The sequence below is a fragment of the Streptomyces sp. HUAS MS02 genome (genome assembly GCF_055702265.1).
Genome location: NZ_CM146747.1, coordinates 5,296,527 through 5,316,107, shown reverse-complemented (window position 1 = coordinate 5,316,107; position 19,581 = coordinate 5,296,527). Strand labels below are relative to the sequence as shown.

The window sequence follows — 19,581 nt, the reverse complement described above, 5'->3', positions numbered from 1 at the left end:
CCGGTCCGCGTCCCCTTCCCCTTCCCCTTCCCCTTCAGCGTGCGCCCTCGACAGTTGACTGCGGTTGTTAATTGGGTGGCTCGTCTCTCGTTCGCGTTCGTAAGTTGTGTTCACCGCTTTAGCCGCTTACGCCCGTGGGGGAACCGCATGCCACTCGTCGCCGCCAGACGTGCTGTCCGGGAAACGGTGTCAGGGCTTCCCCGCGAGTTCTGGTGGCTGTGGACCAGCACCCTGGTGAACCGCCTCGGCGCCTTCGTCGCGACCTTCATGGCGCTGTACCTGACACTGGACCGCGGGTACTCCGCCTCGTACGCCGGACTCGTCGCCTCGCTGCACGGGCTCGGCGGCGTCGTCTCGTCACTCGGCGGCGGGGTCATGGCCGACCGGCTCGGGAGGCGGCCCACCCTGCTTGTCGCACAGGTCGCGACGGCCCTGTCCGTCGCGCTCCTCGGCTTCGTCCAGGACCCCGTCGCGATCGCCGCCGTCGCCTTCCTCGTCGGTGCCGCCAGCAACGCGTCCCGCCCGGCAGTCCAGGCGATGATGGCCGACATCGTCCGGCCCGAGGACCGCGTCCGCGCGTTCTCCCTCAACTACTGGGCCATCAACCTCGGTTTCGCCGTCTCCTCCATGGCCGCCGGTTTCATCGCCGAGGTCAGTTATCGCGCCGGGTTCCTGATCGAGGCCGGAATGACTCTGACCTGCGCGATCCTCGTCTTCCTGAAGCTGCCGGAGTCACGGCCGGAGAGCGGGACGGCGGTGGGGAAGCCCGGCGCCACGGACGCGGTCGGGCTCGGGACCGTGGTCCGCGACGGGCGGTTCATGGGCGTCGTCGGGCTGTCCTTCCTCGTCGCGCTGATCTTCCAGCAGGGGTCCGTGGGGCTGCCGGTCGCGATGGGCGCGGCGGGCTTCACGCCGGCGGACTACGGGCTCGCCATCGCCGTCAACGGGGTGCTGATCGTCGCCCTGCAGATCCCGGTCACCCGGTTCATCGAGCACCGGGATCCCGGGCGGCTCCTCGTCGTCTCGTCCGTGCTCGCCGGGTACGGCTTCGGCCTCACCGCCTTCGCCGGGTCGATCGGGGTCTTCGCCCTCACCGTGTGCGTCTGGACCCTCGCCGAGATCGTCAACGCACCGACCCAGACCGGCGTCGTCGTCCGCCTCTCGCCCGTCCAGGGGCGTGGCCGTTACCAGGGCATGTACACGATGTCGTGGGCTGTCGCCGCGCTGGTCGCTCCGCTCATGTCCGGCGTCGTCATCGACCGGTGGGGCGCCGAGTGGTTGTGGGGGCTGTGCGCGGTGATCGGGACCGTGGCGGGGGTCGGGTACTGGGCGCTCATGCGCCGGATGCCGGAATCGGAGGCCGGGGCCGGGGCCGGGGCGCCTGCCGCCGTACCGGTGGAGCAGCCTGGCGGCGGGGAGCGGGTCACCGGGAAGTCGGTCCCTGGACAGCCGGTCCCTGGACAGCCGGGCAGTGAGACGCCGGTCGGGCAGAAACCGGGCGGTGAGAACCGGGGCGGTGAGAAGCCGGACGGCGAGCGAGCCGCCGTGGGGGAGGTCGCCGACGTGGTCTGAGGACCTCCGGCACGGTCTCACGGGTGCATTCGCGCCCCCTTCACTACCTTGTCCACCCCGTTGCGCGGGCCGTACACCGCCAACCCCACCAGGTCCAGCTCCCCCGTCGCGACGGACCGTACGGCTGCCCGGTTGTCGTGGTCGTTGCCGGTGGTGAACAGGTCGGACGTGAAGAGCGCGCGGGGGAGGGCGCGGGACAGTACGCGCGCGTGCGCCGCCTTCAGGACCTCCTTCGTCGCCTCGAAGACGAGGACCGGCTGCCGGAACATCGGGAGGTAGGCCACCTTGTCGGCGTCCTCGTACGGCTCGCCGATCACCTCGGGGATGGCCGGGCCGATGCCGCTGACCAGGAAGGACGTGACGTTCAGGCGCTGCCAGGTCGCGAGGTCGTCGCGGAGGAGGACGGCGATCTTGGTGTCGAAACGGGTGGGCGGCGGCGTACTCGCGGGGGTCGCGGTCGACACAGAGGACACGGAGGACATGGCGGTCGCAGAGGGCGTGGAGGGCGCGTCAAGGGGCTCGTCGAAGGGCCCGTCGAGGGGATCGCTGTTCATGGGATGAGACTGCCGATCGCCGGGCGACCCCGTCTTGTACGTTCTTTGCATGGGTACCCAGCGGCCCGGTTCCCCCCGGCGTGACGTCACCGCCTGGCGGCCGCGCGTGCCCGGTGTCGTCGAGGTCTTCCACGCGCACTACACCGAGTACGCCTACCCCATGCATGTGCACGACGTGTGGACGCTGTTGATCGTGGACGACGGGGCCGTGCGCTACGAGTTGGACCGGCATGAGCACGGGACACCCCACGACACGGTGTCGTTGTTGCCGCCGTTCGTGCCGCACAACGGCGCGCCGGTGACGGAGCGGGGCTTCCGCAAGCGGGTGCTGTACCTGGATCCGGACGCGCCCCTGGCCGCGCTGGACGCGAGCCTCGTCGGGGCAGCGGTGGACGGGCCGGACCTGCGGGATCCCGTACTGCGGCGGCGGGTGGGGCAGTTGCACGCGGCGCTCGCGCGGCCCGGCGACGAGTTGGAGGCGGAGAGCCGGCTGGCGCTGGTCGGGGAGCGGTTGCGGGGGCATCTGCGGCCGGCGGCCTCGTCGGGGGGTGGGGCGGGGACCGCTCCTGCCGGGCGTGCCGTCGCGCATCGGCTGCGTGAGCTTCTCGACGAGCGGGTCACGGACGGGATCACGTTGGAGGAGGCCGCGGGGACGGTCCAGGCCCACCCCGCGCATCTCGTACGGGCGTTCGGCTCGGCCTTCGGGATCGCGCCGCACCAGTACCTGATGTCCCGGCGGGTCGAGCGGGCCAGGCGGCTGCTGTTGGAGGGGATGCGGCCGGGCGAGGCCGCGGCGGTGGCCGGGTTCTACGACCAGGCGCACCTGACGCGGCACTTCAGGCGGTGGGTGGGGGTCACCCCTGGTCGCTATCGGAACGGTCGCCCGCCACGTCCCGGGTCAGATGGCTGAACGCGTCCAGATTGCGGGTCGGTTCGCCCCGGGAGACGCGCCAGGCGTACTCCCTGCGGATCGCGGAGGCGAAGCCCAGTTCCAGGAGGGTGTTGAAGGCGCCGTCGGCCGCTTCCAGGACCTGGCCGAGCAGGCCGTCGATGCCCTCCGGGGTGACGGCGGCGAGCGGCAGCCGGGCGGTGACGTAGATGTCGCCGAGCGGGTCGACGGCGTAACTCACGCCGTACAGCTTGAGGTTGCGCTCCAGGAGCCAGCGGTGGACGCCCGCCTCGTTCTCGTCGGGGTGGCGGATCACGAAGGCGTTGAGGGAGAGGGAGTGCCGGCCGACGATCAGCGAGACGGTCGTGGAGAGCTTGCGGGTGCCGGGGAGTTTCACGACGTAGGAACCCGGGCCGGGGCTCTCCCACTCCAGCTCGGCCTCGTTGAGGACCTGCTCGATGATCGACGCTTCGTCAGCCATGGGGCGAGGGTACCCGCCGGTACGAGGGGGTGGACTGCGGAGCCGTGGCGGGGCCGTGGCGGGGGCCCCGGGACTGACTCACCCGTGGTGGGCCCTGGCCCGGGGGCGGCGGTAGTCGTGCATGGCCGCCGTGTACACGTCCGCGGTGGCGGCGGCCGAGGTGTCCCAGCCGAAGGACTCGGCGTGGCGGGCGGCGGTCGCGCCCATGCGGGCGGTCAGATCGGGGTCGTCGGCGAAATCGCGGAGCACGCGCGCGTACGCGGCGGGATCGTGGCCCTGGACCAGGAAGCCCGTCTCCGTGTCCCGCACGGCGACCGGAAGACCGCCGACCGAGGCCGCCAGCACCGGCGTACCGGCCGCCTGCGCCTCGATGGCGACCAGCCCGAAGGACTCGCTGTACGACGGCATGACCAGCACGGACGCCGCCCGGAACCAGTCCGCGAGCTGCTCCTGCCCGACGGGCGGCCGGAACCGTACGACGTCGGCGATGCCGAGCCGCGCGGCCAGCTTCTGCAAGCCCTCCGGCTTGGCGAGCCCGCTGCCGCTCGGCCCGCCGACCACCGGCACCACGATCCTCGACCGCAGCTCGGGGCGCTCGGCGAGGAGGACTGCGACGGCGCGCAGCAGGACGTCCGGGGCCTTCAGGGGCTGGATACGGCCGGCGAAGAGCGGGATCAGGGCGTTCTGGGGCAGACCGAGGCGGGCCCGGGCCGCGGCGCGGCCGTCGGCGGGACGGAAACGGTCGAGGTTGACGCCCGGGTGGACGACGGCGACCTTGGCCGGGTCGGCCTCGTAGTGGCGTACGAGTTCGTCGGCCTCCTCGGCCGTGTTCGCTATGAGGCGGTCGGCGGCGCGGACGATCTGGGTCTCGCCGATGACGCGTGCGGCGGGTTCGGGAGTGTCGCCGACGGCGAGCGCGGCGTTCTTGACCTTGGCCATCGTGTGCATGGCGTGCACCAGGGGGACACCCCAGCGCTCGGCGGCGAGCCAGCCGACGTGGCCGGAGAGCCAGTAGTGCGAGTGGACCAGGTCGTAGTGGCCGGGGCGGTGGCCCGCCCACGCCTGCATCACGCCGTGCGTGAAGGCGCAGAGCTGGGCCGGCAGCTCCTCCTTGGCCAGCCCCTCGTACGGGCCCGCGTCGACGTGCCGGACCAGGACGCCGGGCGCCAGCTCGACCGTGGGGGGCAGGGCGCCGGTGGTGGCCCGGGTGAAGATCTCCACGTCGATGCCCTGGGCGGCCAGCCGCTGCGCCAGCTCCACGATGTAGACGTTCATCCCGCCCGCGTCGCCCGTGCCGGGCTGGTGCAGTGGTGACGTGTGCACCGAGAGCATCGCGACCCGGCGCGGCTTGCGGTGCAGCCGAAGCCGCCCCGCGCCGGCCGGGGAACGTCGCCCGAGCCTGCTGACGTAGTGGCTCACGTGGCGTTCCTCCTCGCTCCGGGCATGCCGTTCGGGAGGGCGTGGGGTCCCTCTCGGGAGGGGGAACATCGGAGGAGGCAGTTCCATTTCCTCTTTGCATAATTATTACTGAGCTTCGCTCAACCGTTCGAGTACCTGAGTGCGTGGGGGTGCAGGGCTGCGGGAGCGTGGGGCGTGGCGGTATGAGCGTGGCGGTATGGGGCGAGGCGGTATGGGGCGAGGCGGCATGGGCCCGCCGGGAGTGGGGGCATGCCCCCCGTTCGGGAGGCGGACATACGCTCACCTCATGGCAAGACCAGTCGGCACCGTGACGCGTGGCACCACCAACCCCAACCGGCTGCGTCGCATGGACCGCTGGATCGCGGCGACGCACGGTGCCGCACTCCGCCGCGCCACGACCCCTCTCGCCGTCGACCTGGGCTACGGCGCCGCCCCCTGGACCGCCGTCGAACTGCTCCACCGCCTCCGCACGGCGGCACCCCGCACCCAGGTCGTCGGCGTCGAGATCGACCCGGCCAGGGTCGCCGCGGCCCAGCCCTACGCATGCGAGGGCCTGACCTTCCGGCACGGCGGCTTCGAGGTACCGGTCCCGGGCCGCCCCACCCTCATCCGGGCGGCGAACGTGCTCCGGCAGTACGACGAGGACGAGGTCGCCGCTGTCTGGGAACGCCTGTGCGCCCGCCTCGAACCGGCCGCACCGCCCCCTTCCGGCCCTCCCCATCCCACTCCCGGATGGCACACCCCGGGCCCTCGCACCACGGACCTCCGCGCCGCGAGCCCCCACTCCCCCACCGCCTCGTACCGCTCCGGCGGTCTGCTCGTCGAGGGCACCTGCGACGAGATCGGCCGCCGGCACGTCTGGGTCGCCCTCGGCCCGGAGGGCCCCCGCACGGTCACCTTCGCCACCCGGCTCGGCTCCCTGGACCGCCCCTCCGACCTCGCCGAACGCCTCCCCAAGGCACTCATCCACCGCAACGTCCCCGGCGAACCGGTGCACGCCTTCCTCCGCGACTTCGACCGCGCCTGGGCGGCCGCGGCACCGTATGCCTCGTACGGCGCCCGGCAGCGTTGGATCCGCACGATCCGCACGCTGAGCGCGGACTGGCCGGTACTGGACGGGGTCTCGCGCTGGCGCCAGGGCGAAGTCACGGTGGCGTGGGAGGCGTTGGCGCCGCGGCCCCGCCATTAGCCGACAGCCCCGTCCGCCTCCTCGCCTCCGTACGTCCTCGTCTCCGTACGTCCTCGTCTCCGTACGTCGTCGCCTCCGCATGCCCTCGTCTCCGTCCGCCCTCGTCTCCGCGCATCCTCGTGGCCGCACGCCCGGCATTCCGCACCTTGATTACGGAGAGCAACATTTTCGTGACGCATGGGAACGATCGCCTCGGGCCGTTCGTCGGACAGACGGGAACGGTGTCACGCAGGTGGGAGCAGGGGAGGGAGGAAGAGGCGGCGGGCAGAAGTGAGTTCTTGCCCACCTCTGTCGCATTCCGCGACGCCGTGACACGATCACCCGGGCACCGGCAAGTTACTGACGGTTAATCAGTTCTGTTTCCATTGGGGTTGGGGGCAAGAGGCATGGGAGTCGGCAAGCGGAACCTGACCATGGCGGCCGTGGCCGTGGTCTGCGCGATGACCGTACTGGGCGCGCCGGTCACCGCGTACGCGAGCCAGACGAAACCGGCCGAGCCGACCCCGAGTCCGACGCCGACACCCTCGTCCTCGTCCTCGCCTTCGCCCGGCTCGACTCCGGTGACGAACGAGGAGTTGGAGCGCGTCCGCACCAAGCTGGAGGGCCTCTACCACGACGCCGCGGTCGCCACTGACGCGTACAACGCAGCCGAGGAGAAGGCCGACAAGCAGTCCGAGGAGCTCGTCGATCTGGCCCACGAGGTCGTCAAGGGCCAGCAGAAGCTGGACAAGTTGCAGGACCTCATCGGCGCCGCGGCCCGCGCCCAGTACCGGGGCAACGGCCTCCCCGCCGAGGTGCGGCTGTGGCTGAGCGAGAACCCCCAGGACTTCCTGGAGGGGGCGGACCGCCTGCGTCAGGGTCAGCTCGCGACCAAGGGTCTGCTCGCCGAAATGACCCGGACCCAGCAGGACTTGGAGCAGTACTCCAAGGACGCCTCCGCGCGCTGGGAAAAACTGGAGACCAATCGCAAGGCCAAGGAGAAGGCCAAGAAGAAGATCAAGAAACAGATCGCCGCCGCCGAGGAGCTGGAAGGCCAGCTGGAGGACGAAGAGCGGGAGCGGCTGGCGCAGTTGGAGGAGGAGGCCGCGCAGAAGTCACAGGCGGCGTGGCTGGACTCCGGGATACTCGCCGAGATCAACGGCAAGGCGACGCCGCAGGGGAAGAAGGCCGTCGAGTTCGCCACGAACCAAATAGGCAAGTGGTACGAATGGGGCGCCGAGGGGCCCGACACCTACGACTGCTCCGGTCTCACCAGCGAGGCGTGGGCCGCCGCAGGGCTGACCATCCCCCGCACCTCCCAGGAGCAGTGGCGCCAGCTCAAGCACATCGACATCCAGGACATGCGGCCCGGTGACCTCATCATCTACAACGCCGATGCCAGCCACGTCGCCATGTACCTGGGCGACGGCTCCATCGTCCACGCCCCCCGTCCGAACCGGAAGGTGTCGATCGCGGGCGCGGGCACGATGCGGATCCTGGGCGTCGTACGTCCGGACGCGTGAGCCGACGGGCTGAGCCGGAGGCCGGGGCGACCAAGGCGGAGGGCTGAGCCGGAGGCCAGGGTGACCGAGGAGGGCTGAGCCGACGGGCTGAGCCGGAGACCGAGGGCAAGCCCCCGGCGCCGCCCCCGCGCCACACCGCACCCCAACGCCCCCGCCCCCAACACCCCCCGTACCGCACCAAACCCCCGCACCCCACCCACACCGCACCGCACGCCCACTCCCACAACATCCCCACCGTGAGCCACCCCACGTGACTCTCGACACCTTCGTCACCCGGCTCAACCTCCGGCGCGTGACATTCGTCATCCCAGGGGAAAGCCCTGCCATGTCCAAGTGCGGTACGGGATGCGGCATATGACGTCGGCTGTTTACCACCCGGCGCCCCGTCTCCCATTCCGTTGCGGCGGCGCCTGACGCTAAGGTCCCCGTCGGTGGGTCGAGGTCCCTCGCCCGCCGTGCCCTCGGGGGGAGGGAAGGAACCCAACACGATGCCCGTACCCGTACCGCGGCAGAGAGCGATCCCGGCCGCGGAGAGTGGTCAGGCGCACGCCGTGTCCGCGCCCAGCGGACCGTCCGGAGAGGGGGCTGCCATGAATGCCTCGGCCCTGGCCCCTGCAGACAACTCCACAAACCCGCCCGGCTCCGACACCGTCGGCCCCGGTGCCACGGGCCCGGCCCCCCAGCCCGGCCCCACCAACCTCACGGTGCTCCTCATAGAGGACGACCCGGCGGGTTCCCTCAACGTGCCCGAACTGCTCGACTCGGCGGGCAAGCCGATCCGTGTGCGCACGGCCCGCAACCTCACCGAGGCCCAGCGGCTGCTGACCGACGACGTCAACTGCATCCTCCTGGACCTGGCACTCCCGGCACCGCCCCGCCCCACCGACCCGGACACCGAGTCGGCCGACCGCCCCGACGACGAACTCGCCGTCCTCAAACACGTCCTGGACCTGGCCCCCCGCCACGCCGTCCTGGCCCTCACCGACTCGGGCGACGCCGAACGCGGCACCGAGGCGGTTCGGGTGGGCGCACAGGACTACCTGTTCCGGGACGAAGTGGACGGCCGACTGCTGAGCCGCGCGATCCGCTACGCGGTGGAGCGCAAGCGGTCCGACACGGCCGAGCGCCGACTCACCGAGTCCAAGCTGCGCGCCCAGGAGAACGCCCGCCTGGAACGCGGCCTGCTGCCGACCCCCCTCCTGGAGGGCTCGTCCCTGCGGTTCGCCGCCCGCTACCGGCCGGGCCGTTCCCGCGCGCTGCTCGGCGGCGACTTCTACGACACCGTCCGCACCCCGGACGGCACCGTGCACGTGATGATCGGCGACGTCTGCGGGCACGGCCCGGACGAGGCGGCGCTCGGCGTGGAGCTGCGCATCGCCTGGCGGGCGCTGACCTTCGCGGGGCTCTGCGGCGACGAGCTGCTGTCCACGCTCCAGCGCGTCCTGGAGCACGAGCGCGAGAGCGACGAGATCTTCGCGACGCTCTGCACGGTCGACATCGCCCCCGACGGTCGCCGCGCGGGCCTCTGCCTCGCGGGGCACCCGGCACCGCTGATCGTCCGCCACGGCCAGGGCGGCCGACCGACCCCGCCGGCGGAGCTGCTGCCGTACGACAACGGCGGCCCGGCCCTCGGTCTGCTGCCGAACGCCCGCTGGCCGCGCACCCAGATCGAACTGGGCGCCGCGTGGAGTCTGATGCTCTACACCGACGGCCTGATCGAGGGCCGGATCGGCCAGGGCAAGGAACGGCTGGGTCAGGACGGCATGGTGGAGATGGTCCGCCGCCAGCTCGCCGAGGGTCTGCGCGGCGAGGAGCTGCTGCGCGCCGCCGTGAACGAGGTCCGGGACCTCAACGGCGGCGAACTGACCGACGACGTGGCGGTCCTCCTGCTGGACCGGGAAGCCTGAGCAGGCTCGGCCTCGGACGAGGACGGACGAGGCACGACCTCGGAGGAGGTCACCGGCCGCCGTTGTAGGGGCCGTACGGGCCGTCGCTGCTGGAGCCCCGGTTGCCGCCGCGGCCACCGCCGCCGGAGATCTGCCGCACCGCGGGGCGTACGTCGACGATGTACACGATGCTGGCGATGAGGCCGATGATCGGGAGGAACGACAGCAGCGGGAAGAGCAGGCTGACGACGAGCGCGATCCCGAGGATGATCAGCCAGAAGACCTTGGTCTGCTTGTCCGTCGCGCGGAAGGCGTCCTCCCGCCGGAAGGTGGCGTCGATCAGCGCGAACGCGGCGAGTGCGATCACAGCGAGCTGCAACAGCCCCATGAACCCCGCGAAGCCGTTCATCAGCATGGTGCCCACCACCGCCCGTTCCGTTCACGCATCCGCATACCGACCGTTTCTCCCACGCGGCCACCGTACCCGTAGAACGGGCCGGCCACCCCAAAGGTGCCCGGCCCGTCTCCGTACCGCGAGGTACTGAGAGGCACTACGCACGTACCTGCACGCGTACCCCTCGCTCTGTCGCCGACTCCGTCGTCGGCTATGTCGCCCACTCGGCAGCTCGCCCTTCCGCTTACTTGGCGGGCGGGGTGGTCTTCTTCGCGGCCGTGGTCTTGCGCGCCGGAGCCTTCTTCGGCGCGGGCTTCTTGGCGGCGGCGGGGGCGGGGGCGGGCGCGGCCTGGGCCGGGACCGGCTTCGCGGCCGCCGGCTCGTCCTTGACCTCGACCGGCTGGGACTTCGGCTCGACGGCGATCGCGAGCTCCTCGATCTCCTCCGCGGCCTCACCGCGCCAGGTGCGCACGGCCTGCTCACCGTGCTCGGCGACGCGCTCGTACGCCTCGCGGGCCTTCACCGCGTACTCGGCGGCGACGCCGACGCTGCGCAGCGCGAGGTCCTGAGCGCTCTCGCCGAGCTTCTTCAGGTCGGTGTCGAGGGTGCCGATGATCTCGGTGACCTTGGTCTGGAGGTTCTCCTGGGTCTCCTTGACGCGGGCGGTCGCCTTCTCCTGAACGGCCTTCGGGTCCGTCTGGCGCACGGCGTCGATCTTGGCCGGCGCCTCGGCACGCAGCTGCTCGACGAGGCCGGGGACCTTCTTCGCCTGCTGGAGGGCGAGGTCGGCGGTGCCGGCGGCGAAGTAGAGGGGGGTCGGGTCGGTGACGGCCTTGCGGATGTCGTCGGTGATGGCCATGGTGAGGGTCCTCCGGGTTGCTTGCTGCTGAGGGTTTGTAGTCGTTCCGGTCCGGTTCGACGGCTTGGGCTTCGACTTCGGTCTGGACTTGGGCTTGGGCCTGGGCTTCGGCTTCGGTCTGGACTTCGGTTTCGCGGTAGGCGTGGTCAGCTCGCCGTCCGCCGCGGACCGGCATCGCCTCCGTCGGCCTTGTGAGAGCCGGGGGCCGGGGTGTCTTCGACGCCCGCGGTATCCGTCGTCACCGGCGCCGTCGCCGCCGTCGCTGTGGCAGCTGTTTCGGCGTCGATCCGTATGCCGCTTTCCGCCGCGGCCCCGACCCCGACCTCGGATCCGATCTCGGATCCGGCCTCGACTCCGATCTCGAATCCGTTCTCCTTGCGGAAGGACTCGTAGATCTGGAGCAGCACCTGCTTCTGCCGCTCGTTCAGCGTGGGATCGGCGAGGATGACGGCGCGCGTCTCGACCTCGTCCCGGTCCCGCTCGGCGTCGAGGATGCCGGCCCGCACGTACAGCGTCTCGGCGGAGATCCGCAGCGCCTTGGCGACCTGCTGCAGCACCTCCGCGCTCGGCTTGCGCAGCCCGCGCTCGATCTGGCTCAGATACGGATTGGACACCCCGGCGGCGTCGGCGAGCTGCCTGAGCGACAGCTGCGCGTTTCGCCGCTGTTCACGCAGGTACTCACCGAGATTGCCGACGTTGAGCGATGCCATGCCTCCACCATGCCCCACCCCCGCTAACTATTGCAAGCACCCGCTTGCAAAAGTGCGCTACACCACTGCGCGGGACGGTGTGACTGCTCGCGATGGTTGACACTTCGCAGCCGTGGTTGGCACAGCGCGGCCACAGGCGTGAAGGTCGCTGCGGCCTCACTTGAGCTTCGTGGATAACACGGCGGTGGGGCCGCGCGCAGGTGGACGGGATGGGATTCAGTCAACTGGGCTGGGTTGAAGCACTACTACGGACGAGCGGGGCACTTCGCTGCCGTCGGACCAGGCAAACCTCCGCCCGGCCGTCCAGGATGCGGCGCGGTGTTGCCGCGTTCCCTCGCGGTGCGCAGCCCGTCGGTGAGTTTCGCACCGTTCGGTGGCTGAACTCGGCAGGTGCGGCCCTCGGGCACCGCTCGTCCTGGGTCAGGAATGCGGAACCCCGTGGCCAGGGGCAGTTGGGCCATGCAGCGCAGCACCTTCCCCCTTCGGACGTGGCCGGAAGGCCGTGGGCGACGGAAGGTGATCGGCTGGGCCCGGCACGGCACACCGACGACCCGCACCAGGCGGACCACAGGAGGAGCACTGATGTTCTGGCATCTTTCCGGCTCGCGGCCAGGGGTACGGCGGGCCCGCGTGGCCCTGCGCGCGCTGTTCCCGGCCGTCCTGGGCCTGGCCCTGCTGGCACCGTCCGCCGAGGCTGCCCCCCGGCAGCCGTCACCGTCCCCGGTCGCCCCGGACACCACTGGCGGGCGGCTCGGCTCGCCCACCGTCACACCGCTCGGCACCTTCGGCGGGCTCCCCTACGTCCGGTACGACGGCGTGTTCGAGGGGCGGACGTCCACCGGACGGTTCCGCGTCCCGTACCGGATCAGCGCCCCGAAGGACCCGCGCCGTACCAACGGCACGGTGCTGGTGGAGCCGCCGCACTTCGCCGTCGGTCTCGGCACGCTCAACGGGTACCTGCGCCCCGAGCTCCTCTTCACCCGCGGCTTTGTACACGCGGGAATCGGCTGGAGCACCTTGGCCAACCGCATCCTGGACCCGTCGGTGCCCGGGACCTTCATCGAGGGTGGCTTCGACGAGGAAGGGGCGCGCGTCGACGACGAGATCATCACGGTGTTCGCCCGCGCCCTGTCCGGCACGCCGAAGACGGTGGGCAAGCTGTCCCGGCGGTACGTGGCGGGCTTCTCCGACAGCTCCTACCCCGTTCTGCGGCTGATCGCGTCCGGTGACGCCTCGGGTGTCTTCGACCTCGCCATGCCGTTCACCACGGACTTCTTCGACCCGCAGGCGGACATCGCCGCCGGCCGCTACAAGGGCAAGGTCGTCGTCGTGAACTCGGAGGCGGACGACGCCTCCACCCTCACCGACCAGGGCATCGCGCCGAAGCAGTACCGCTTCTACACCGTCGCGGGATCCCCGCACATCCCCGATCTGCTCGACGCCAACCCGCCAGGCCTGCCTGCGGCCGGAACCACGCCTGCGACCTGGGACCCCGCGCTGCGCGCGCACTTCCTCCAGGGGCACGAGTGGGTGCTGCGCAGGAGCTCGGCGCCTCCCGCCAGTACACGGCTGCGCACCCTGGACGACGGCACCGTCGCCCGCGACGCACGCGGCAACGCGATCACCGAGGACGGCACCGGCCGGGCAGTCCCCCGCCTGCCGTTCGTCGAACTCGGCGAGGCCCGGTACACCACCGGCTTCTTTGGCTCCTACGACGACGTGCGCACTGTGCAGCAGCTCGGATTCGCCGACCACAGGGCATACCGCAGGGCCTTCGACGCCAAGGTGCGCGCGTATGTGAAGGCGCGGTACATCCTCCCCGAGGACGCTCGCGTGATGCGGCGGCGCGCGGCGTTGTGCCCGCCGTCGACATACACGGAGACGTACCGCGACCACTACGACGCCTTCGTGTCCGTCACACCATGCTCCGAGGGCTGAACGACTGGGCAGGACGGAGCCACGACCTGCTGATCGGACTCGCCCAGGTCGGCCGCGGAGTCGCCGCCGACGTCCTGGCCGAGGCTGGCTTCGACCTGGCCGCCCTCGACGCCACACCTGCCGACACCTGAGCCCATAACGCCCCGGCGCCCACCACCCGACCCTGCGAGCACGGCTTCCTGCCCGGACTTGAGTGAGACACATCTCCAAGTCCCGTCTCACTCAACTCCGGGCACCGCCGGTCAGGGCGTCTGTCGTCATCCGCGTCGGCCTTTTGGTGCCGGTGCTCTCTGGCCGCCGTCCACGTGTCGCCGGACGGCGGCGCTGTCGGTGGGCTCTGCCAGGGTGTGCGTCGTGGATGAACTGGTGGAGCGTGTCGACGGTCAAGATCGTGTTCTGGGGGTGGTGGTCAGCCGCCGACAGGCCATCCGGGCGGGTTGGTTGCATCGGGTCGCCGTGACGGTGTGTCGTGATGAGCGTGGGCGGATTCTCGTCCACCGGCGGTCGGAGCAGCTGTCTCGTTTCCCCGGGCTCAACGAGGTCGTGGTCGGTGGCGCCGTGGATGCCGGTGAGTCCTATGAACAGGCCGCTGCGCGGGAGCTGGCTGAGGAGTTGGGCATCCGCGTGCGGCCGTGCTTGCTGTTCACGTTCATCAATCGCAGCGGTTTGAGCCCTCACTGGCTGGGTGTGCACGAAGCCGTGGTGCCGGATGCGGTGGTCCCCGATCCCGATGAGGTCGCCTGGCATGGCTGGCTGACGGAGCCTGAGCTGCGGTCGGCCCTACAGGAGTGGCGCTTCACCCCCGACAGCCACGAGGCCTTCAGCCGGTTTCTCGCATTCCGGAGCGCGCAGTCCTGACCTTGCCCGCATTTGCTTGCAATAGGAGCGGTAGACGCCAAGGACGATGCGAATCTGATGACAGTTGTCGTGCTCAGCGATCCAGACATGCCCTGGCCAGGATGCCGGGCTGACCACGATTGGCCCGCTCCACCTCAGCGGAGGCGGAGCGGGCCGTCGGGTCAACTGCGGACGCCCCGCCTGAAAGCGGACTTGGACCAGAGGTAGCCGGTGAGGCCGATGGCCGCGCACCAGGTCAGGGCGATCCAGCCGCTGTTGCCGATCTCGGTGCCCATCAGCAGGCCGCGGAGGGTTTCGTTGACGGGGGTGAAGGGCTGGTGCTCGGCGAACCAGCGCAAGCCGGTCGGCATGGAGTCGGTCGGGACGATGGCGCTGCCCAGGAACGGCAGGAAGGTGATGGGCATCGGCATGTTGCTGGCGGACTCGACGGTCTTGGCGACCAGGCCCATGCCGGCCGAGAGCCAGGTCAGGGCCAGGGCCAGCACGGTCAGCAGGCCGGCGGCGGCGAGCCACTCCACGGCGGTGGCGTTCGGCCGGAAGCCGATGGCCAGGGCCACACCTGTGACGGCGACGGTGCCGACGACGGTCTGGACCAGAGTGCCCAGGACGTGGCCGGTGAGGAACGACGCCCGGGAGATCGACATGGTGCGGAAGCGGTTCACGATGCCCTCGGTCATGTCCATGCACACGCCGAGGGCGGCTCCGATACAGCCGGTGGCGACGGTCATCAGGATGATGCCGGGTGCGACGTAGTCGATGTAGTTGATGGAGTCGATATCGCCACCCTGACCACCCTGCGGCGCCTGCGGCCCCTGGATGCCGGCGCCGAGCGCGCCGCCGAAGGCGTAGTTGAACAGGAGCAGGAAGAGGACCGGCATCATCACGATGGTGATGACGACGGACGGATAGCGGATCGCTCGTTTCATGTTGCGGCGGAACATGGTGACGGAGTCACGGGCGGCGTAGCTGATGCTGCTCATCGGGAGATCTCCTGCTGCTGCTTGTCGCCGGTCAGGGTGAGGAAGACGTCGTCGAGGTCCGGGGTGTGCTGCGAGAGCGCCTCGGGGGTGACGCCGGCGCCGTCGAGGATGTCCAGGACCGCGCGGAGGGTGACGACGGTGCCGTCGGAGGGGATCTGGAGGGTGAGTTCCTCGTCGTCGCGGGCGGTCGCGGCGAAGTGCGAGGCGGCCAGTTCCAGAGCCCCGGGGTCGGCGAACCTGAGCAAGATGTGACCGCCTGGGATCAGCCGCTTCAGCTCCTCCGCCGTACCTTCGGCGACCAGCTTTCCGCCGTCGAGCACGGCGATGCGGTCGGCCAGTTGGTCGGCCTCCTCCAGGTACTGGGTGGTGAGGAAGATCGTCACGCCGTCCTCGTCGACCAGGGAGCGGATGATCTCCCACATGGTGCGGCGGGATCGCGGGTCCAGACCGGTCGTGGGCTCGTCGAGGAAGATGATCCGTGGGTCGCCGACCAGCGTCATCGCCAGGTCGAGCTTGCGGCGCATCCCGCCGGAGTAGGTGGCGACGGGCTTGCGGGCGGCCTCGGTGAGGTCGAAGCGGGCGAGCAGGTCGGCGGCGCGGCGTCGGCCCTCGCGGCGGGACAGATGGTGCAGGTCCGCCATGAGCATCAGGTTCTCCTCGGCGTTGAGGAGGTTGTCGACGGCGGCGAACTGGCCCGTGACACCGATGAGTTTGCGTACGGCGTCGGCTTCGCGGTCCAGGTCGTGACCGGCGAGGCGGGCGGTGCCGGAGTCGGCGGCGATGAGCGTCGACAGGATCTGGACTGTCGTGGTCTTGCCCGCGCCGTTGGGGCCGAGCAGGGCGAAGACGGTGCCGCCCGGGATGTCGAGGTCGATACCGCGCAGGACCTGCTTGTCGCCGTACGACTTGGTGAGGCCGGTGGCGGTGAGACCGGCGGCGGCGGCCGAGGTGCGGCGGGGGCGCGGGGCGCGGGTGGCGTCTGACGCGCCGGACAACTCCGATGTGGGCGACTTCGACATCGGCATGGGTGACTTCGATGCGGGTGATTTTGATGTGGGCATGACAGATAGCTCCTTGGTGGAGTGGGAGAAGGGGGGCGCGTGGGAGGGGAGAAGAGTTGCCGTTCTACGGGGATACGCGCGCGGGCTGAGCGTTGACGTCGGCCGGGAGACGAGCCGCAGCAGAGAGACGGGCGCCGGCCGGGAGACGAGCCTCATGAGAGGGACGCGCGTCGGCCGGGAGACGAGCCCCAGCAGAGCGATGAGCCGCTGGCTTTGAAACGGGCCCGGCGGAGACGGAGAGGCGGGGCCCGGGGGAGCAGGTGCTGGGCTCCGGCGGAGAAACGAGGCGGGACGGGGTGGGGTGGGGTGGGGCCCGGCGGGGGCTATGGGCGTACGCCCCCGCCGGTCAGGCGCGGCGGATGTGGATGTCGCCGACGGCGGTGCGGGCGGTGACCTCCACCGTGTCCGTCGCGTCGCCGGGGCCTGCGGCCGTGCCGAGGGCGCTGCGCAGGACACCGACGTCGGTGTGGACGTCGAGCCAGGCGGCGGTGGTCTCCGGGATGCCGACCTCCAGGTCACCGACGGAGCCGCGGAGGGTGACCCGGCCCCGGGTGACCCGGCCCAGTCGGATACCGCCGTTGGCCGACTTGGCCTCCACATCGGAGTGGGCGGTGCCGACATCGATACGCCCGTTCGCGGCGGAGGCCTCCAACGTGCCGGTGATCTCGGCGAGTTCGGTGTCCCCGTTGCCGTTCTTGACGACCAGGCCGCCCTCCACCGTGCCGACGGTGACGCGGCCGGCCGCGATGATCTCGACCGAGCCGGTGGCGCGGTCCAGGTGGACCATGCCGAGTTCACTCTTGAGCCGGGCGGTGGTGGTCTCCTCGACGTGGAGGTCGCCGACCGAGGTCTTCAGTCGGGTCTCGCCGAGGCGTCCGGAGCAGTGGAAGTCACCGACCTGGGTGGTGCCCTCCAGAGTGGAGCCGGTCGGCAGGGAGACGGTGATGTCGATGCCGCCGATCTTCCCGAAGGGCGTGCTCTTGCGCGGGCCCTTCACGGTGAGGACACCGCCGGAGCAGTTCACCTTCGTCTGCTTGACGGCCTTGAGGTCCGCTTCGGAGGACGGGTTGGAGGGCTGGACGTCGACGAAGGTCTCGGTGCCGTCGGTGGCGATGATCCGGGCGTTGCCGATCGCGTACTCGACGATGGCGGTGATCGCCTCGGGGGTTTCGTAGGAAGGCATGACGGATCTCCCGTCCTCTCTGGAGGGGTGGGTGACGGTGGTGCGGGGCGGACGGACGCGCGGGCGGGCGGAGACAGGGCTCCGGCCCGGTGGTTCAGCGGACCCAGCCCGTGAAGTTCCGGTCGCCGGTCGCGCGGTTCGGCGTGGAGGCGGGGGGCGGGCCCGGACGGGTGCCGGGTCCGGGTCCGGGCCCCGGGGTGAGCGCGGCGGAGGTGGCGCGGACCAGCCAGGCGTTGACCGAGAGCCCTTCGCGGCCGGCCGCCTCCTCCAGACGGGCCTTGAGGTGGGCCGGGAGGCGGAAGTTGATGCGGGCCGAGGCGCCGTCGTCGCCCTCCGGCGCGGGGGGCGGGGCGGGCGCCTCGGTCCAGGGCGCCGTCACATCCTGGACCGGGGTGGTCGGCAGGGTCACCACGAACTCCGGGTCGGCGCCACGGAGTCGTACGTCGACCGAGCCGGGTGCCAGCTCCCGGGTGACCTCGCTCATCGCCGCCGAGAGGGCGGTGAGGAGGGTGAGGCGGGTGGCGGAGTCCAGGGGCGCGACGAGCCGCTCGGCCAGCGCGCGGGCCTCGTCACCGCCGGCCTCGGCGGCGACGACGAGCTCCTGACGGAGGCGGTCGACATACGGGGTGAGGTCCATGACGCCATCATGGCACATGCATGGCGCCATGTGAAGCCGAGTTGGCGCAAGCCGGCGGTCGAGGATGGGCGCCCCGGGGTTCATTGGGCGAATTATCGCAGGTCAGACACGCTTCCGAGATGGACGCCAGAGCTGGCACCAGCAAAGCCCCGAGTGAGTCGGCAGTCGTCGCGAGTGGTGCAGGATGGCGCCGTGTGGCGTCACATGGCACCGCTTGGCGCGGCGTGGCACCCCGCACAACACCAGCACCAAGCCAGCACAACACCAGCGCGGCGCCATATGGCGCCACATGACACGGCGTGGCACCACGTGGCACCACGTGACTCTCGATGGCATCACAGAACGCCGACGTGGCACCACGGGACGCCAGGGAGCTGGGTACGGCCGCGTCGGCGTTTTCCGGACAACGATCTCCGCGAGGGCCTCCCCCGCGCTCCCGTCCCCCGCACCACCGAGGGCCGCGCCGGGCTTCGCTCCCCACGGGCGGCCCCGCTGCCTCGTCCTGGCGGAAAAGCACGAGGCACCCGCGCGGTGCGCGAAATCATGAACGCATGCGCCCGGATGACTGGCACCTCACCGAAGACGTCCACGAGTTCCTCTCCCGAGCCGGGGACTTCCTGCGCTCGCGCCCCGCCCTGCACACCATGCACCTGACGGTGACCGAGAAGCACCGCGCCAACGGGGTGTCCGCGAACCCCGCCGAACCACCCGTGTTCGGCCGGCTGGAGCTCGACGGCGAGGTCCACGCCGGCTGCTACCAGCGCATCCCGACCGGCTATCTGAGCCTCACCTCCATGGCAGCCGATCAGGCCGACGCGCTCGCCGCCCGCCTGGCCGACCTGGGACGCCCCGTGCCCGGCGTCAGCGCGGACCACGACGCGTCGACCGCCTTCGCCGAGGCCTGGCAGCGGCGGATGGGCGCGGAGCCGGTGGTCACCACGCGGCTGCACCTCTACCGCCTCGGCACGCTCACCCCGCAGGACCCCTTCCCGGAGGGCCGGGGCCACCTCGCGGGAGAGCAGGACCGTGAGCAACTCGTCCGGTGGTGCCGTGAGTTCTGTGTCGAGGTCGGGGAGCAGTACTCCATCGACCTGATCGACGCGGGCGCCTGGGACGACTCGCGTTTCGGCGACAGGAACTTCACGTTCTGGCAGACCCCGGACGGCACGCCCGTCTCCATGGCGGCCGCCACCTCGATCGTCGGCGGCATGGTCAGGGTGGACCCGGTCTACACCCCGGCCCACCTCCGGGGTCGCGGCTACGCGGGGGCCGTCACGGTCGAGGTGAGCCGCGCCGCGCTGGCCGCGGGCGCGAAGGACGTCGTGCTTTTCACAGACCCCGGCAACCCCACCAGCAACGCCCTCTACCAGCGCCTCGGATACGTCCGCCTCACCGACTTCACGGTGTACGAATTCCCGTCCGCCTCGACCGAGGCCGCTGCCTGAGGCCGCTACCTGAAGCCGTTGCCT

Annotated in this window: 19 protein-coding genes; 9 read left to right on the top strand and 10 right to left on the bottom strand. The window is 71.0% G+C overall.

Features of this window, described 5'->3' with window-relative positions; genetic code table 11:
* Window positions 1-147 precede the first annotated feature (147 nt).
* A complete protein-coding gene (locus tag ACZ9QC_RS22900; protein ID WP_472914827.1) occupies window positions 148-1,572 on the top strand; it encodes an MDR family MFS transporter in 1,425 nt (474 codons plus the stop codon).
* Between the two features lie 17 nt (window positions 1,573-1,589).
* Here the strand turns inward: ACZ9QC_RS22900 and ACZ9QC_RS22895 are convergent, their stop codons facing one another.
* Window positions 1,590-2,054, bottom strand: coding sequence for a DUF2000 family protein (locus ACZ9QC_RS22895; protein WP_472921767.1), 465 nt, complete (start codon window positions 2,052-2,054; stop codon window positions 1,590-1,592).
* A 121-nt stretch (window positions 2,055-2,175) separates the two neighbouring features.
* On the opposite strand from ACZ9QC_RS22895, the gene ACZ9QC_RS22890 reads away from it, so the two are divergent.
* Entirely contained in the window at window positions 2,176-3,036 is an 861-nt protein-coding gene (locus ACZ9QC_RS22890) for a helix-turn-helix transcriptional regulator (RefSeq protein WP_472914826.1), read from the top strand.
* Here ACZ9QC_RS22890 and ACZ9QC_RS22885 read toward each other — a convergent pair.
* On the bottom strand, window positions 2,981-3,496 hold the full coding sequence (locus ACZ9QC_RS22885) for a type III secretion system chaperone family protein (RefSeq protein WP_472914825.1): 516 nt from the start codon (window positions 3,494-3,496) through the stop codon (window positions 2,981-2,983). The two genes, ACZ9QC_RS22890 and ACZ9QC_RS22885, sit on opposite strands and share 56 nt — an antisense overlap.
* 78 nt (window positions 3,497-3,574) lie before the next feature.
* Window positions 3,575-4,915 carry a D-inositol-3-phosphate glycosyltransferase gene (gene mshA / locus ACZ9QC_RS22880; RefSeq protein WP_472914824.1) on the bottom strand — a complete coding sequence of 447 codons (1,341 nt, stop codon included), beginning with the start codon at window positions 4,913-4,915 and terminating at the stop codon, window positions 3,575-3,577.
* Window positions 4,916-5,201: 286 nt separating this feature from the next.
* On the opposite strand from mshA, the gene ACZ9QC_RS22875 reads away from it, so the two are divergent.
* From ACZ9QC_RS22875 to ACZ9QC_RS22865, 3 genes are all read left to right on the top strand, one after another.
* On the top strand, window positions 5,202-6,104 hold the full coding sequence (locus ACZ9QC_RS22875; RefSeq protein WP_472914823.1) for a class I SAM-dependent methyltransferase: 903 nt from the start codon (window positions 5,202-5,204) through the stop codon (window positions 6,102-6,104).
* Between the two features lie 386 nt (window positions 6,105-6,490).
* A complete protein-coding gene (locus tag ACZ9QC_RS22870) occupies window positions 6,491-7,606 on the top strand; it encodes a C40 family peptidase (protein ID WP_472914822.1) in 1,116 nt (371 codons plus the stop codon).
* Between the two features lie 590 nt (window positions 7,607-8,196).
* Complete coding sequence (locus ACZ9QC_RS22865; protein ID WP_472914821.1) at window positions 8,197-9,513, top strand: PP2C family protein-serine/threonine phosphatase; 1,317 nt, start codon at window positions 8,197-8,199, stop codon at window positions 9,511-9,513.
* 49 nt (window positions 9,514-9,562) lie between these two features.
* Here ACZ9QC_RS22865 and ACZ9QC_RS22860 read toward each other — a convergent pair whose 3' ends face one another.
* From ACZ9QC_RS22860 to ACZ9QC_RS22850, 3 genes are all read right to left on the bottom strand, one after another.
* Complete coding sequence (locus ACZ9QC_RS22860; protein WP_184898323.1) at window positions 9,563-9,907, bottom strand: DUF2516 family protein; 345 nt, start codon at window positions 9,905-9,907, stop codon at window positions 9,563-9,565.
* A 223-nt stretch (window positions 9,908-10,130) separates the two neighbouring features.
* Window positions 10,131-10,745, bottom strand: a complete 615-nt coding sequence (locus ACZ9QC_RS22855) for a hypothetical protein (RefSeq protein ID WP_472914820.1) — start codon at window positions 10,743-10,745, stop codon at window positions 10,131-10,133.
* Between the two features lie 146 nt (window positions 10,746-10,891).
* Window positions 10,892-11,455, bottom strand: a complete 564-nt coding sequence (locus ACZ9QC_RS22850; protein WP_472914819.1) for a helix-turn-helix domain-containing protein — start codon at window positions 11,453-11,455, stop codon at window positions 10,892-10,894.
* A 582-nt stretch (window positions 11,456-12,037) separates the two neighbouring features.
* On the opposite strand from ACZ9QC_RS22850, the gene ACZ9QC_RS22845 reads away from it, so the two are divergent.
* The 3 genes from ACZ9QC_RS22845 (at window position 12,038) to ACZ9QC_RS22835 (ending at window position 14,251) form a co-directional block, all read left to right on the top strand.
* The gene (locus ACZ9QC_RS22845) at window positions 12,038-13,393 is read left to right on the top strand and encodes an alpha/beta hydrolase domain-containing protein (protein ID WP_472914818.1); all 1,356 of its coding nucleotides are present in this window, start codon (window positions 12,038-12,040) and stop codon (window positions 13,391-13,393) included.
* Window positions 13,378-13,524 (top strand): hypothetical protein, encoded by a 147-nt coding sequence (locus ACZ9QC_RS22840; RefSeq protein WP_472914817.1) that lies wholly within the window; start codon window positions 13,378-13,380, stop codon window positions 13,522-13,524. Before ACZ9QC_RS22845 ends, ACZ9QC_RS22840 begins: the two co-directional genes overlap by 16 nt.
* Window positions 13,525-13,747: 223 nt before the next feature.
* Window positions 13,748-14,251, top strand: a complete 504-nt coding sequence (locus ACZ9QC_RS22835) for an NUDIX hydrolase (protein WP_472914816.1) — start codon at window positions 13,748-13,750, stop codon at window positions 14,249-14,251.
* A 161-nt stretch (window positions 14,252-14,412) separates the two neighbouring features.
* On the opposite strand, the gene ACZ9QC_RS22830 is transcribed toward ACZ9QC_RS22835, so the two are convergent.
* From ACZ9QC_RS22830 to ACZ9QC_RS22815, 4 genes are all read right to left on the bottom strand, one after another.
* The gene (locus ACZ9QC_RS22830; RefSeq protein ID WP_472914815.1) at window positions 14,413-15,231 is read right to left on the bottom strand and encodes an ABC transporter permease; all 819 of its coding nucleotides are present in this window, start codon (window positions 15,229-15,231) and stop codon (window positions 14,413-14,415) included.
* A complete protein-coding gene (locus tag ACZ9QC_RS22825) occupies window positions 15,228-16,256 on the bottom strand; it encodes an ATP-binding cassette domain-containing protein (RefSeq protein ID WP_472914814.1) in 1,029 nt (342 codons plus the stop codon). The genes ACZ9QC_RS22830 and ACZ9QC_RS22825 overlap by 4 nt, the downstream gene beginning before the upstream one ends.
* 382 nt (window positions 16,257-16,638) lie before the next feature.
* On the bottom strand, window positions 16,639-17,475 hold the full coding sequence (locus ACZ9QC_RS22820) for a DUF4097 family beta strand repeat-containing protein (protein ID WP_472914813.1): 837 nt from the start codon (window positions 17,473-17,475) through the stop codon (window positions 16,639-16,641).
* Between the two features lie 94 nt (window positions 17,476-17,569).
* Window positions 17,570-18,112 carry a toxin-antitoxin system HicB family antitoxin gene (locus tag ACZ9QC_RS22815; protein ID WP_472914812.1) on the bottom strand — a complete coding sequence of 181 codons (543 nt, stop codon included), beginning with the start codon at window positions 18,110-18,112 and terminating at the stop codon, window positions 17,570-17,572.
* A gap of 551 nt (window positions 18,113-18,663) precedes the next feature.
* Here ACZ9QC_RS22815 and ACZ9QC_RS22810 point away from each other — a divergent pair.
* Window positions 18,664-19,557, top strand: a complete 894-nt coding sequence (locus ACZ9QC_RS22810) for a GNAT family N-acetyltransferase (protein WP_472914811.1) — start codon at window positions 18,664-18,666, stop codon at window positions 19,555-19,557.
* Window positions 19,558-19,581 lie beyond the last annotated feature (24 nt).